At 32.1% G+C, this 15,362-nt stretch carries 12 protein-coding genes; 1 reads left to right on the top strand and 11 read right to left on the bottom strand.

The genetic code is table 11. The features are described 5' to 3' along the window. Window positions 1–93 precede the first annotated feature (93 nt). The gene (locus DB891_RS01400) at window positions 94–1,365 is read left to right on the top strand and encodes a hypothetical protein (protein WP_116759826.1); all 1,272 of its coding nucleotides are present in this window, start codon (window positions 94–96) and stop codon (window positions 1,363–1,365) included. 82 nt (window positions 1,366–1,447) lie between these two features. Here the strand turns inward: DB891_RS01400 and hflX are convergent, their stop codons facing one another. The 11 genes from hflX to DB891_RS01455 all read right to left on the bottom strand — a co-directional run bounded on the left by hflX (window position 1,448) and on the right by DB891_RS01455 (window position 15,211). Beyond that, window positions 1,448–2,683, bottom strand: a complete 1,236-nt coding sequence (gene hflX / locus DB891_RS01405; RefSeq protein ID WP_116759828.1) for a GTPase HflX — start codon at window positions 2,681–2,683, stop codon at window positions 1,448–1,450. Window positions 2,684–2,847: 164 nt separating this feature from the next. Beyond that, window positions 2,848–3,612: a Bax inhibitor-1/YccA family protein gene (locus DB891_RS01410; RefSeq protein WP_116759830.1), complete on the bottom strand. Its 765-nt coding sequence runs from the start codon at window positions 3,610–3,612 to the stop codon at window positions 2,848–2,850. A 167-nt stretch (window positions 3,613–3,779) separates the two neighbouring features. Further along, entirely contained in the window at window positions 3,780–5,207 is a 1,428-nt protein-coding gene (locus DB891_RS01415; RefSeq protein ID WP_116759832.1) for a murein hydrolase activator EnvC family protein, read from the bottom strand. 102 nt (window positions 5,208–5,309) lie between these two features. Beyond that, window positions 5,310–6,542, bottom strand: a complete 1,233-nt coding sequence (locus tag DB891_RS01420; RefSeq protein ID WP_116759834.1) for a murein hydrolase activator EnvC family protein — start codon at window positions 6,540–6,542, stop codon at window positions 5,310–5,312. Between the two features lie 23 nt (window positions 6,543–6,565). Continuing rightward, window positions 6,566–7,363 carry a DUF4292 domain-containing protein gene (locus DB891_RS01425; protein ID WP_116759836.1) on the bottom strand — a complete coding sequence of 266 codons (798 nt, stop codon included), beginning with the start codon at window positions 7,361–7,363 and terminating at the stop codon, window positions 6,566–6,568. Further along, the gene (locus DB891_RS01430; RefSeq protein ID WP_116759838.1) at window positions 7,363–8,715 is read right to left on the bottom strand and encodes a tetratricopeptide repeat protein; all 1,353 of its coding nucleotides are present in this window, start codon (window positions 8,713–8,715) and stop codon (window positions 7,363–7,365) included. Before DB891_RS01430 ends, DB891_RS01425 begins: the two co-directional genes overlap by 1 nt. A gap of 133 nt (window positions 8,716–8,848) precedes the next feature. Further along, window positions 8,849–9,859 (bottom strand): sugar phosphate nucleotidyltransferase, encoded by a 1,011-nt coding sequence (locus DB891_RS01435; RefSeq protein WP_116759840.1) that lies wholly within the window; start codon window positions 9,857–9,859, stop codon window positions 8,849–8,851. Between the two features lie 137 nt (window positions 9,860–9,996). Further along, window positions 9,997–10,431: a dUTP diphosphatase gene (gene dut, locus DB891_RS01440; protein WP_116759842.1), complete on the bottom strand. Its 435-nt coding sequence runs from the start codon at window positions 10,429–10,431 to the stop codon at window positions 9,997–9,999. 532 nt (window positions 10,432–10,963) lie between these two features. Next, the gene (locus DB891_RS01445; protein ID WP_116759844.1) at window positions 10,964–11,686 is read right to left on the bottom strand and encodes a LytR/AlgR family response regulator transcription factor; all 723 of its coding nucleotides are present in this window, start codon (window positions 11,684–11,686) and stop codon (window positions 10,964–10,966) included. Window positions 11,687–11,688: 2 nt separating this feature from the next. Then, the gene (locus DB891_RS01450) at window positions 11,689–12,771 is read right to left on the bottom strand and encodes a sensor histidine kinase (protein ID WP_116759846.1); all 1,083 of its coding nucleotides are present in this window, start codon (window positions 12,769–12,771) and stop codon (window positions 11,689–11,691) included. A gap of 280 nt (window positions 12,772–13,051) precedes the next feature. Then, complete coding sequence (locus DB891_RS01455; RefSeq protein ID WP_116759848.1) at window positions 13,052–15,211, bottom strand: prolyl oligopeptidase family serine peptidase; 2,160 nt, start codon at window positions 15,209–15,211, stop codon at window positions 13,052–13,054. Window positions 15,212–15,362 lie beyond the last annotated feature (151 nt).

Genomic DNA, 15,362 nt, shown 5'->3' on the forward strand with positions numbered 1-15,362 from the left:
GAATCGTTTTAATTGAAAAAAGTTACAAAAAAATACATTTTTTAATGTTTTTACTTATTTTTACATCCTAAATTAACCTGTAAAATTTAAGAAATGATTAAAAAATTATTTACGCTATTATTCCTGCTTATCACTTTTGCTACTTTTGCACAAAAGACGGATACTGAAACAAAAAAAATTAAAATACCAGTTCCCAAATCAGATTTTTTTAATGCTATAAAAACTTATAACATCATTATTCAAGGTCATAAAAATTGGTCATACACTGAAGGCTATGATAGAAACAAAACATATCAACATCTAATTGCTCTGCCTGAATATAAAAACGACAAAAAAATTGATTCAATAAATCCGGATATAAAAATATTGACTGGATTTATACCTACTGCTTCGAGATCCATTAATTCAAATGGGCAAACTGTAATTACAGGAAATTTTAATTATTTGATTTTAGGAAAAGACAATTCTATTATTTTTGAAAAAACCATTAATACTAGTGCCACTTTAAACGTAACCAGTAAATCTAATGAAGTAAATATGGCAAACACTTTATGTAGGCTTGCTTATAATGCGTTAGATATTTTATTAATAACTGCAAACGAAAAAGAATTTACTTTTAATTACGGACTCTTTGAAAAAACAGAAGGATTTCCTGAATTGGAAGCTTTTAATGCCAAAAACACTGAACTATTAGCAAAACTCGAAACGCTCAATTTTGACGATGCTTATTTAGAAGAATCTCAAACCTTTTACAAAAGCTATATTGGAAAACAATTTGGAAAAATAAAGGAAAAAGAACTAAATAAAGTAATCTATTTGAACTTAAGTCTTATCGAAATATTTAAAGTCAATTTTATAAAAGCAAATGAATATTTGGCTGTCGCAAAAGAAGGAGCCGGTATGTTGAGTATGTGGCCAGGAAATGCAAGGTCAATTATTGCCGATTTAGAGTTTATAAACCAAACAACTTTTAGCCATAAAGTAGAAAATTTGAATGCAACATCCGTTTACTACATAAATACAGTAGGTACGGCAACTTATAAAGAAAAAACTAGTTTTACAGGTTTCTTTGAAATACCAAGATTTAAACCTAGTGGAAGTGATGGAAATATAGTAAGTTTAGATTCTGGTTATACTCCTAATTTTTTGATCTATGAAAAAGGAAGATTAACGAATGATTATCCAAATTCAAACAAATTTCATATTAAAACTGATTCTGGAAAAGAACTCTATATCATGAAATTAAAAAGTGATTATGTAATGGTTGAGAAACTTTCTGATAATACATATAAGAGATATGAAACCAAATCTGATGATATTTATACCTCTCCAGATAATGAGAAATTAGAATTGAAAAAATCCTAATCAATATATGTTTCAATAAAAAATCCCAAAAATCTAAAAACTAGATTTTTGGGATTTTTTCATTTAAAGAAAAACTTATAGATTACTCTTCATTCTCCTCCTTCTCCACGGCATCTTTATAATCTGGATATAAAAATTTATTGTATGGAAAACGGGTAATGTGAATATGTCGAACTGCTTCGTAAACACGTTCTCTAAATTCTTCAAAATTTTCTTTGTTCGTAGCCGAAATAAACAACGCTTTTTCTCCACCCAAACGATGCATCCAGGTTTGCTCCCATTCCCCAAGGGTAAAATGTTTTGGGGTCTTTTCGGTCATCAAATCATCTTCATCAATGGTCAAATGTTTATAGGCATCAATTTTATTGAACACCATTATTACTGGCTTATCATTGGCTTTAATATCCAACAACGTCTGGTTTACCGACTCGATATGATCTTCAAATTCGGGATGTGAAATATCGACAACATGCAATAACAAATCGGCTTCACGAACTTCATCCAATGTACTCTTGAACGAATCTACCAATTGAGTTGGTAATTTTCTAATAAATCCTACAGTATCCGAAAGCAAGAAAGGCAAGTTCTTAATAACTACTTTTCGAACCGTGGTGTCTAACGTCGCAAAAAGTTTGTTTTCTACAAACACGTCACTTTTCCCAACTGCATTCATCAAAGTCGATTTACCAACATTGGTATACCCAACCAAGGCTACACGAACCATAGAACCACGATTGCTTCGCTGAGTTCCCATTTGCTTGTCGATACTTTTAATTTTATCTTTCAATAAGGCAATTCGGTCACGAACAATACGTCTGTCTGTTTCAATCTCGGTTTCTCCAGGTCCACGCATTCCGATTCCTCCTTTTTGACGTTCCAAGTGGGTCCACATTCCAGAAAGTCTAGGTAATAGATATTGGCATTGCGCCAGTTCTACTTGGGTTCTTGCATAAGAGGTTTCGGCTCTTTGTGCAAAAATATCAAGGATAAGGTGTGTACGATCTAGTATTTTACAGTCGATTATTTTAGAAATATTCTTTTGTTGCGAAGGCGATAGTTCATCATCAAATACCAAAGTTGATATATCATTTTCTTTTACAAAAAGACAAATTTCTTCCAGTTTTCCAGTTCCCACAAACGTTTTAGGATTCGGACGTTCCATCTTTTGAGAAAAGCGTTTGACCACTTCTCCTCCAGCGGTAAAAGTCAAAAACTCCAATTCATCAAGATATTCTTTAAGTTTTTCTTCGCTTTGATTTTGGGTAACAATACCAACAATGGCCGTTTTTTCGAAATTTATTGTTTCTTTTTCTAACATGTCTTTAAATAAGAATGCAAATTTAATGATTTGATAGCTACAATTCCTTTAATCCCTTTATAAATTAACATACGAGAAAAGAACCGCACTAATTTATGTCTTTGAATTCCAAAAAAAATACCCTCCTAAAAAAGAAGGGTATTGATTTGAATCTTAAGCTGTCCTTAGTTTTTACTGTTCAGTTTTGAAAGCAATCGTAAGAATTCAATATACAACCATACTAGTGTAATCATCAATCCCATTGCTCCGTACCATTCCATATATTTTGGCATTTTTTGCTCTGCTCCTTTTTCTATACTGTCAAAATCCAAGAACAAGTTTAAGGCTGCAATAACAATTACAAACGCACTAATACCAATACTCATCATAGAATTTCCATGGTGAACCGGTGTGAAACTTGTAAACATAGAGACCAACCAAGAGATTATATAATAGGTAGCAATAGCAAGAGTGGCCGCTACAACAACCGATTTGAATTGCTCTGTTACTTTTACAATTTTATATTTATACAACCCTAAACAAACTGCAAACGTGACAAAAGTAGCTCCGACAGCTTGCACTACAATTCCTGGGTACATCGTTTCGAATATAGCTGAAATTCCACCAATGAATAACCCCTCAAAAAGTGCATATCCGGGGGCTAAATACGGAGAATATTCGGGTTTAAAAGCAGCGACTACCACTAAAATTAGTCCAACAATGGCACCACCAATAGCAGGAAACATTGGATTCCATCCGTTAAACGTAGCCCACCAAATCACGGTTGCTGAAGCGGTAAGCAATAAAAAAAGAATTAAACTTCTGTTGATTGTCCCTGCCAAAGTCATGCTTTGATTATCATCAATAATCGTTGCTTGATGCACTTCGTCCTTTCTGGAAACAGCAGTTGAAAATGTTTTGTTGTTTAAAAATGGATTATTAGAATTCATATTTTCAAGTTTTATTTTTATCAAATGTAAATTTTATTTTTCATACGGAGTTAATATTAGCTTTTTTTTAGGAATATGGAATTCGCATATCACCATTTAGGTTAACGACAAAATTTAAGGTTATGCTCATTTCAGAAGACTGTTTAAATTTTATTAATTTTAACCTACTATTTTCCCGACAACCAAGATCTTGGATTAGTGTAGGTAGTGTTTTGAGTAATCGCAAATTTCAGAATCGTCTTCCCATCTCCATTCGTTTTTATTTTTCCCAAGCTTTGTCTTATACTTACTTTATCGCCTTTGCTTACATTGACTGAACTCAGATTTTGGTAAATGGTAAAAAAGTCTCCATGTTGTAACATGACCAATTTATTTACTGGCGAAATGATAATAACACTCGTTACCACCCCGGCAAAAACCGCTCTGGCATTGGCACCAGAATCAGTGGCAAATTCCAGTCCGCTGTTATGGATTACCAGGGTTTTATATACCGGATGTGCTTGGTCTCCATAACCAAGTGAAATATATCCTTTGTCAACTGGCCAAGGCAATTTTCCTTTATTGCCCTTAAAATTATCCGAATCTACTTTTCCTCCCGATGATAATTCCATCTTAGTGGATGAAACTGCGACAGGCATAACAGTCGGTTCTACTTTAGCAATGGCTTTTGCCACTTCTTTTGGAATTGGAATCGGTTTTGGAATTGGTTTGGAATTCGCTTTTGCATTGGCTGCAGCAATTGCATTAGCGGCAGCAATAGCTTTAACCTTTTCCATAGCATTAGCTTTGGCAATAGCATTGGCTTTTGCAATAGCGTCTGCTTTGGCTTTATCTTTTGCAGCTTTTTCTCTGGCTGCTTTTCTATTGGCCTCCGCAATGGCTTCCCGAATTAATCGGTCTATTTTTTTATCAATTCCTTTAGACTCCTTTTGCTTTTTCTTAATCTCTGCGATAATTTTATTCTTATCTTTCTTTAAGGAATCTACTAGTTTTTGTTGTTCAATTTTTTCTTTTTCTAAAGACAATCGCTCTTTCTCGTTTTCGGTAATAAGCTGTTCCTTGGCACTTTTTTGAACATCTAATTTGGCATTAAATGTATAAAGCACATTCGTTTTGGATTTTATTTCTTGCCCTTGTATTTTTCTATAATTGGTGTATTGTTTCAGATACTGTGCCCTTTTATACGCTTGCAAAAAACTTTCCGAAGATAATATAAACATGGCTCGACTTTCTTCGGAGCGGCTTTTGTATGACTTAACAATCATCTTGGCGTAGTCCTCCTTTAGTAATTGGAGTTCATTTTCTAATGCACTAATCTGAGCTTGATTTACAGCAATAGAACTCCCCAAAAACTTCGTTTGCTTTTCGGTGGTCGAAATTAATTCTTCTTTTAGCTTGATTTTATTGCTTTGTAAAACAATGGCTTTGGTTGCTGTTTTTTCCTTTTTTTTAACCGTTTGTAGTTTGGTTTCGTTTTCTAGGATTTCTTTTTGAATTCTGGCTTTTTGCGCTTCTAATTTTGCTTGTTGTGATTCTTGACTCCAAAGAACAGAAGTGGCAAGTAGAAAAATAAGGCTTATAAAAAATTTTGGCATCTTAAATATATATGGTGCAAATTTAATGAATGATACTTTTAGAAAAACAGCACTATCTTATTTTTTTAAATAAAATAATGCTGAATATTTTGGGCGATTTGGTTACATATTATACAGCCAACTTGCTGGATTATTATAGGTAGTATTTTGAGAAATGGTAAATTTCAAAACGGTTTTACCCTCCCCATTGGTTCTAATTTTTCCTAAACTTTGTTTGATATTTACTTTATCTCCTTTGCTTACAAAAACAGAACTTAAATTTTGATACACCGTAAAGCAATCTCCATGTTGTATCATTACCGCTTTATTTACGGGAGACAAAACGATAACACTTGTTACTTCTCCTCCAAAAACCGCTCTTGCAGTTGACCCTTGATCTGTGGTGATTTCCACTCCACTATTATGAATCACTAGGCTTGGGTAGACTGGATGTGCTTGATCCCCGTATCCCAATGACACAAATCCTTTTTCTACTGGCCAAGGCAATTTACCTCTATTGGCTCTAAAATTATCTGCTAATATTTTTGATTCCGCAGTCAATACAATTCTGGATGAAGTATAGGTCGCAACGGGAGCATTTGGATTTGCAATAGCTGCTTTTCTATTGGCTTCGGCAATGGCTTCACGAATTAATCGATCTATTTGTCTGTCTATAGCTCGGGACTCTTGCTGTTTTTTCTTAATACTGGCTATAATTTTTTTCTTGTCTTTTTTAATAGCATTCACCAATTTCAGTTGTTCTCTTTTTTCTTTTTCAAGAGACAATTTTTCTTTGGTGTTTTCGGCTAATAACTTCTTTTTGGCTGCTTTTTGAATGTTTAATCTTTCATTATATCCTAAAAGCTCATCCGTTTTGGTTTTTATTTCTTCTCCTTGTATTTTTCTATAACTCGTATATTGTTTCATATACTGAGCTCTTTTATAGGCCTGCAAAAAATTCTCTGATGATAATAAAAACATAGCCCTACTTTGTTCAGATCTGCTTTTGTATGATTTCACAATCATCTTGGCATAATCTTCTTTTAGTATAGCCAACTCCTTATTCAGCTTATTGATTTTCATCTGATTGATGTACATGTCATTCCCAAGAATCCTTGTTTGTTTCTCTGTAGTATGAATCAGTTTTTCTTTTAATTTAATTTTATTGCTTTGCAAAATAATCACATTAACGGCAGATTTCTCTTTTTTCTTTACCGTTTGCAATAACTTTTCATTAGCCAAAATTTCCTGTTGAATTTCGGCTTTACGTTTTTCTAATTTTTCTTGTTGCGAATCTTGCCCCCACATTAATGAGGTCATGCTTAAAAAAATTAGGCTTAAAATAAATCTCGGCATCTTACTATTGAATTTGTTCAAATTTACTTAATTAAAATTCTTTTATAGCCATTTGGAACACTATATGGAAAAGAAAGTTCTTCATTTATGGTTATGGTGTTGTATCCTAAATTTATTTCTGTATTCCCTTTATCTTGACTGGCACTGATTGCAACATTAGAAGGAAACATGGATTCATTATACAGCTTAGAATCAGAATAAGAAACCTGAATCATTCTGTTTTTATCAGTTTGAGTAATCTCCTGCTTATTTAACAGGAATTTTTGAGTGTCAAAAAAGAAATATTTTTTGGTGTCTTTATTAGAAATATCCTCCAAACGGTACGTTTGATCTATTAAAGAATCTTTATATTCTCCTTTCGTTAAGTCATCCATTGCTTGGCCAATCAACATGTTTTGAATCTTTTTATAATCCAAATCGGTTCCTAGCCATTGACTTAATGTACTAAAATCGCCTTCAAAATAACTCCCATTTATTTTCTCATAATAGCTTACTGTCGTTGGAGTAATTAAGGCTTTGGCCATTGTTATCCCTAAAAAACGAATACTGACCAAAATTTGCTCATTGTTCTTGATTTTTATTTCGGCAGTTACATTTTGCGTTTGTTTATCATCACTATATCTTACATTAGACTTAATATATAATGTTGAAAACTCACTTTTATTATTGTAATAATTTTTTACAATCCGATCTGCCGTTAAACGATTTGAATTCGTGTTTTCCTTTACCGCAATTGCCTTTGCTTTACAAGACACTAATGTTAGCGAACTGCTCATGCAAACCATTAAAACAAAAAGTACTCTTACTAGAAATCGATTCATTATTTTTTTTCTTTTATTAATTGATTGGCTTTACTAAAATAAAACGCTGCCTTCGTTGCATCTCCTAAACCATGAAAAGCTTCGCCAAGTTGAATATTAAAATTAATTTCTAAATTTACGTTTTCCACTACATAATCAAAGCCCATTTCAAGAATCTCTTTGGCTTTTTTAAATTGTTTCAATTGATTGTTTGCCATTCCTGCATAATAATAAAATTGAGGTTCAGCAGGAAAACTCTCGATCAACGTCATCGCTTTTTTGGCTACTGATTCAAATTGCTTGAGTTCGGTATTGGCTTGAAGCCAAAGCAAATTCGCTTCAATATCAACTTCCGAATCGTTTTTCTCCGATAGTTCGTAATATTTAATCGCGTTTGCCCATTGTTTTTTATTGTGGTAAAACTTACCTATTTCTTTGGCAACATTTACGGTTGTATCTGTTTTAAAATAACCAATTGCATTATCCAAATCGGGCGTAAATTGTGGATTGACATTGGCAAACAGCAAAAATTCATTAAAAATGCGGTGCTTGATTTTGGAATCAATTTTCGAACTGGCCAAAACGATATTCATCGCTTTTACCGCGTTTGGTCCATCATTTTTTTCTAAATAATTTTTAAACAAACTCACTTGTGCCCAAACTGATTCAGGAATTTCTTTTTCTAATTTTTGTGAGATTTCCAATGCTTTTGCTTCTTCATTATTTTTAGAATACAAAAAAATCAAAGCAATATAATTCGATTCTTCTTTTGGGTTTTTATTTATTTGATCAATTAAGTTTGTTATTTCTGCATTTTGATATTTCCCTTCAGACAAAATTTCCATTTTGTACATTTCTCTTCTGTCTGTTTTTCCGGTTTTTTCATTCAGCTCATTTATCCCTTCAAGAGCCTTATCATACTGCTTTGTTGCCATGTACAAGGAAACCAAATCTTCTTTGTATTCTGGATCAAAAGGAATGATTTTATTGACTATAATTATGGCTTGGTTGAAATCTTTGGTGGCATAACATACATCGTACATCCCTACCCAAAACCATTTATTGTTAGGATCCATTTGAGCCGCACGTTCATAAGAATCGTAGGCATTTTTATAATCTTTTAGAGCAAAATAATTTTTCCCAAATTCAAAATAAACCGTTGCTTCATTGGGGTTTAATTTCAAACATTGTTCTAATGATGCTAAAGATTTATCATAGTTTTCAATGCTTTTCTGAAATAAAGATTCATAAAAAAAATCTTGAAATTTATCTCCTTCCACTTTGATTTCCTCTGGCTCCGTTTGTGCCAATACAGCAACTGAATTGCTTAGCAAAACGGAAAAAGTGAATATGAAAGGCCATTTTTTTATCATTGAAAGAAGAAGTCTTTTGAAAACAAAATCAATAACATTGTTCTCTTGTGCAAAATAAATTAAAAAAACAACGAAGCAGCATAATAAAAACTTAAAAATGCTGCTTGATGATTTTTTAATGTACGCTTTTTAATTATTCTAAAACGGAATAATCGCCAATGCTGATATTAGTGAAATCCCCATCAAAACTGGCATAATTCCCTATCATGGCATTATCAAGATTGGCATTTTTTATACGGGCGTTGGTTTGCACCAAACTGTTTTTAATTGTGCTATTTTGTACGTGACATCCGTCCCCTAAAGAGACATTTGGCCCTACGATTGAATTCATCAGGACTACATCATCCCCAATATAACAAGGCGGAATAATCGTTGAATTTTCTAAAACCGCTAAATTAGAAACTAAATTTTCACCATCTTCCTGTAAAAAACCTAACATTCTGGAATTGGTTTCTACAGTAACGTCTTTGTTTCCGCAGTCCATCCACTCATCTACTTTTCCTGGAACAAATTTCATGCCTTTGGCCATCATTTGTTTTATTCCATCATTAATTTGATATTCTCCACCGTGAATGATATTATTATCCAACACTAGTTGAAGTTCGTTTTTTAGAACGGCAACATCTTTAAAATAGTAAATTCCGATAACGGCAAGATCCGAAACAAATTCTTTTGGTTTTTCAACGAGTTCAATTATTTCATTGGCCTCATTTAAGTTTACCACACCAAAAGCTTCTGGTTGATCTACTTGTTTTACCCAAATAACACTATCGGCATTTGTATCTAAATCAAAGTTAGCACGGATTAAAGTATCAGCATAAGCAATAACAGCTGGTCCACTCAAAGAATCTTGAGCACACATAATGGCGTGACCAGTTCCAAGTGCCTCATTTTGATAATAGATAGTTCCTTTGGCGCCTAATTTTTGAGCAATTGCAATTAAATCTTCTTCTACTTTTTTTCCAAAACTTTCATGAATAACGAATGCAATTTCTTCTATAGGCTGATTTAAAACACCAGCAATGTCTTCGACCAAACGGTGTACGATTGGTTTACCCGCAACTGGAATTAAAGGCTTAGGAATGGTTAAGGTATGTGGGCGAAGACGTGATCCACGTCCTGCCATTGGTACAATTATTTTCATTGGGTTTGGTTATTATACTGCAAACTGTACTGTTGAAAAGCACACTAAGCTAAATTATTATTATATTTTTTGAAAGATAAAAAGTATCCATGCTACTCTTTGTCTTTTTTTGTATTCTGAAGTCTGAAGTCTGCTAACTATTTCACTCCAGTGCTTCCAAATCCGCCGGCACCTCTTGAAGTTTCGGTTAATTCTTGTACTTCAATCCAGTCTGCACGCTCGTGTTTGGCGATGATGAGTTGGGCAATTCGTTCTCCGTTTTCGATAACAAATGGATCATTGGATAAATTTACTAAAATTACTCCTATTTCTCCTCTATAATCGGCATCGACAGTTCCAGGCGCATTAAGAACGGTTATCCCATTTTTGGCAGCCAATCCGCTTCTGGGTCTTACCTGAGCTTCGTAACCTATCGGCAATTCTATAAAAAGACCCGTTTTTACAATGGTTCTTTCCAGAGGTTTTAAAGTTATAGATTGTGTCAAATTGGCTCTTAAATCCATTCCCGCAGAAGCAATGGTTTCGTAGTTTGGGAGCGAGTGTTGTGAGTTATTGATAATGTTTATTGTCATTCTTTTTTAATATAATAAGTTGATTACGAAAAACCCTAACCCAGATGATAAAAACATCTTTACAAAGTCTACAGATTTTATGTTATTAATGCTGTAAAAATAATAAAAGTCTTCCGTCTTTTTCAGTAAAATGCCTTTAAAAATTGTAATCAACAACTTTGTAGTTTTTGATTGTGGATTTGTATTGTGTGCTAAGTATGTGTTGCGAATTCTGGAGACTTAGCCTGATCATTTAGAAATAAATATTTCGACTAGCGGGGGATTAGGTAATTCCGTTGTAAATTAATGTTTTAGAACTTGCTATTTTTGTTGTGCCAATTATTACTGGTACAAATTATAGTCTTTTTACCAAAACAACTCCTTTATAAAATACTGAAGTTTGAATTACTATTTTAAATCAAAAAGAGCTAAAACATTATATTTGATTCATTACTTCAAAATAATGACAAACGAAATGAAAAAGGAGACATTTTTAAAACTTTAGAAAATTTGAAAAAAGTGTAATTGATGAAATTATTAAGTATATGATAATCTACAAACTTAATTTTTCTTTGAATGTTGATGTTTGACGTCTTGAAATTTCGACTTTTGCTTCTTTTGGCAAATGAACTAAAAGATTTCCGCTAAACCAAGGGTCAATTTGAGTAACGTATTGTATGTTAATAATTTGATTGCGATTGGCTTTAAAGAAAAATTCTAAGGGCAGTTTATCTTCTATTTGATTTAAAGATTTATTGATAATGGCTTTTTCATTATTAAAAAAAACTTTGGTGTAATTCCCATCAACTTCAAATAAATAAATATCAGCAATTTTAACCAGCCAACATTTTTCACCATCTTTAATGAAAATCTGATTACTTAAAGTCAGTTTTTTATCGTTACTTTCTTGTTTTTCAACTAAAATGGCATTTACTTTCTCAATAGCTGTCGCAAATCTTTTAGCGTTTATAGGTTTTAACAAATAATCTAAAGCATTATATTCAAATGATTTAATAGCATATTCATCAAAGGCAGTTGTAAAAATGGTTATAGGCACATTATCTAGCATTTCTAATAAGGCAAATCCGTCTTTTTCGGGCATGTTTATATCAAGAAAAAGCAAATCGGGTTGGGTTTTGTTAATTAATTCAAAACCAGCATCTACGTTTTCAGCTTCGCCGATAATTTCAATTTCAGGATGGTTTTTAACCAATTCTTTGAGCTCATTGCGAGCTAAACGAGAATCTTCTACAATAACTGCTTTAATCTTTTTCATGATTATATAATTGGCATTACAATTGTTGCTACTACTTTATCCTCTTTTTGTTTTAATTTAAAAATAGCGTCATTTCCATATAATAAATGCAATCTTTCTTCTATATTCTTTAGTCCAACTTGAGTTGTGTTTTCTACAATTACTAATTTTCCAGTATTGCTAACCAAAATAGTCAGATTATTATTTTCAATCGTCGTTCTCAATGTAATTTCACCGCCATCTTTAATCGTAGCTATTCCATGTTTGATCGCATTCTCAATAAGCAATTGAATAATCATAGGTGGTATCTTAATTGGTAATGTTTCAGGAGCAATTTCTGAAACAAATTGTAGTCTCTCTTCTAACTGAATTTTAGAAATTGCGATAAAATTTTCAACCATTTCTATTTCTTCTTCGAGAGCAATAGTATCAATATCATTTTTTGTTAACGAATACCGAAGCATTTCAGACAAACGTGTAATCATATCTCTAGAATTCTCTGGATTTTCTAAGATCAAACCACGAATATTATTCAGGCTATTGAACATAAAATGTGGGTTAATTTGCCCTTTTAACACATTGAGTTGAGATTCTTTTAAATTAGATTCTAATTGTGTCTTCTCAATTTTATCGTTTTTTAATTTTAAAATTGATTTGTACATAGTGTATGCAACTGACCAAATAAAAAATAAAAAAATAAAAAAGATAAAATTCAAAATATAGAAACTTTTCTTTATGATTGTTGATTCTAGAATATCAGGTCTATCATAAATGAAAAGAACTGAGAAATTGGTATATAAATACAATAAAAAAACAAAGATGCCTGAAGCCAAAATACAAAACAAAATCACTTTTGTAAATTGCCATAAATTAAAATCATCAAGCACAACGAATTTATGATATAAACTTTTTAGAATGAAAGAAGCAAAAACTAAAAAAATGGTATCCATAAAACCATCTAAAATGTACTGCCATATATGATATTTCAAAACATTTAATTTAGGAATGTAAATCATAGGCGCAGTGAACGCAGCCATTATTACTCCCCAAAAAATAAAATTGGCAATTAAAAATTTATAATTATTTTGTACCCATTTAATCAACATAAAATTTATTTTAATTGTAAATTACCTTTTTTTTTAATTCCTTGAAATAATCCTGAAAAAAAACTTAAAACAAGAAATATGCAAACAAGTATACAAATTACAGTTTTTCTCATGATTAAAAGTTTTCCTATTTTTTTCATTAACTAAAAATTAAAACAACAAAACTAATCACTAAATCTGCTACTTTGAATACCAAAGAAAAAACAATTTGTACCATAACTTTACAATATTAGAAACTTTGGCAAAACTAAAATGCTTTGCCAAAGTTATAGTTTTAAATTTAATTTAAAGGTTGAAATTCTGGATGACCAACCTGCCATAGCGCAAAGCTAAAAACATCTGCAATTTCTTCATATGACTTTGCTTTAGTTGCTCCGCCAAAATGACCCGCTTCATAATCAACTTTAAGTAAGCTTGGTTTGTTTGATGTGTTTACTTCTAGCATTCTTGCTGCAAATTTTGCAGGTTGCCACACAATAATTCTTGGGTCATTAAAACCTGCCGTTGTTAAGGTTGCGGGATATTTTTCACCTTCTTTTAAGTTTAAATAAGAGTCCATTTCTATTAAAGCTTTAGCTTCACTTTCTTTTTCCATCGTTCCAAATTCGGCAATATTTGCTGGTCCATTGGGCGTTTTTTCTCCTCTCACTGTGTTCATGCTTCCCACTCCAGGAATGGCCACTGCATACAAATCAGGTCTTTCGGTGATAGCTCTTCCTACAAATATTCCGCCTGCACTTCTACTGTAAATAGCAGTTTTTGTTGCGTTAGTATAGCCTTCATTAATCATATATTCAGTACAGGCAATAACATCTTTCCAAGTATTGGGTTTAGTTGCTTTTTTCCCATCTAAATGCCATTTTTCGCCCAACTCTCCACCTCCTCTTACATGAGCTATCGCTAAAATCCCACCTTTTTCAACCCAAAGTAAGTGTTGTACGTTAAAACTTGGCGTCATTGACATTCCATATGAACCGTATCCATAAAACAATACCGGAGTTTTGCCGTCTTTCGCAAGCCCTTTTTTATGAATTAAAGACATCGGAACCAATACACCATCATGTGACTTTACCGTTATTTCTTTCACTTCAAAATTTTCAAATTCTGGATAAGATACTACAGTAGATAATTCTTCACGTTTGAACTCATTTTTATTTGAATCATATTTGTAAGTTTCAGAAGGAGAAATCCATCCAGCAATTGTAATCCAAAGATCATTGTATTTGTCACCTCTGCTTCTCATCCCAATGGTTGCCGCTTTTTTAGGCGTAATTATTTCCTTTATATTATTACCTTCAAAATCAGTGTAATAAAGCTTTGTTTCTAAACCATTGAAATTTACGGTATAAAAGATACCATTTTTTGTAGTCGTAATTGATTCTAATTTTGCATTTTTATTCTCGGCAATAATTTCTTTTGCATTTTTATAATCCGGATTTTCATAACTAGTTCTACATAATTTAAAGTTTTTTGCATTTAAACTTGTATAAAAATACATTTGTTTGTTGTGCACAAAATAAGTTTTAATTTCTTGATCTCTATCTATTAGTAATTTCCAATTTTTCTTTTCTAAATCTATTTCTTTTGAATCAGCTACATAAATTTTTAAATTTCGATTTACAGACATAGGGATAAACATTAAATTGTTGTTTTCAATATCAGCACCTGCTAAAGGAATTTCATCAGCATTTATTAATCCCAAAGCGGATGCTCTAGAAAAAAACAAACGATCTGTACTTATATCGGTACCCAATTTGTGTATTTTGGTATTTAAATCGCTTTGTGACGCCATGTTGTGAATGTCTCCTGAGATGGCTTGTACATACATAAAAGATTTATCGTCTTTTAACCATGCTGCGGGACTAAATTTAATTTTGTCTATTTTTTCTGGTAAAATTTCTTTTTTCAGCACATCAACAATTATCATTTCAGCCATTTCACCTCCATTTTTATTTACGTTTATAGCGACTAAATTACCTTTTTTGTTAGCTGAAAACAATCCAATACTATGAACTTCTTTAGAGTTTGCAACGTAAGTTTCTGGATTAAAAATTAACGTTTCTACATCTTTAGCATTATTTTTCATATAAAGTTTTGCTACGATATCTTTTGGTGTTGTTTTTAAATAAAAATACTTGCCGTTTTCTAAGATGGTTAGCGAACTTATTTTTTCTGCACGTCTTGCATCTAGTTCAACTAGCTTATCTATAATTTTTTGTTTACCTGGTATTGAGTTTAACACAGCGTTTGTATAATTTGCTTGTGCTTTCATCCAATTTAAAGTTTCTTCGTTCTTTAAATTTTCTAAATTCCTATATTTATCTACTATAGTTGTTCCAAAATAATTATCGCTTACGGGGCTAGCTGGTGCCTTTGGAGGCTGTTGTGCAGTAGAATTTAAACTTAAAAGTAAACCTAATGCTATTATTGCTTTTTTCATTTTTTTAAATTTTGTATTGTTTTTTGACTTGTTAAATTAATCTGATTAGATACTGAACTTTTATTGCAATTAATTGTATCATGCTTCTAATGATTTTTAATAAAGATTTCTATCCAATGACCAACTTCTTTACCAATATTACAAAGCACAT

It is taken from the genome of Flavobacterium laiguense, from assembly GCF_003097655.1.
GTDB classification, from domain to species: domain Bacteria; phylum Bacteroidota; class Bacteroidia; order Flavobacteriales; family Flavobacteriaceae; genus Flavobacterium; species Flavobacterium laiguense.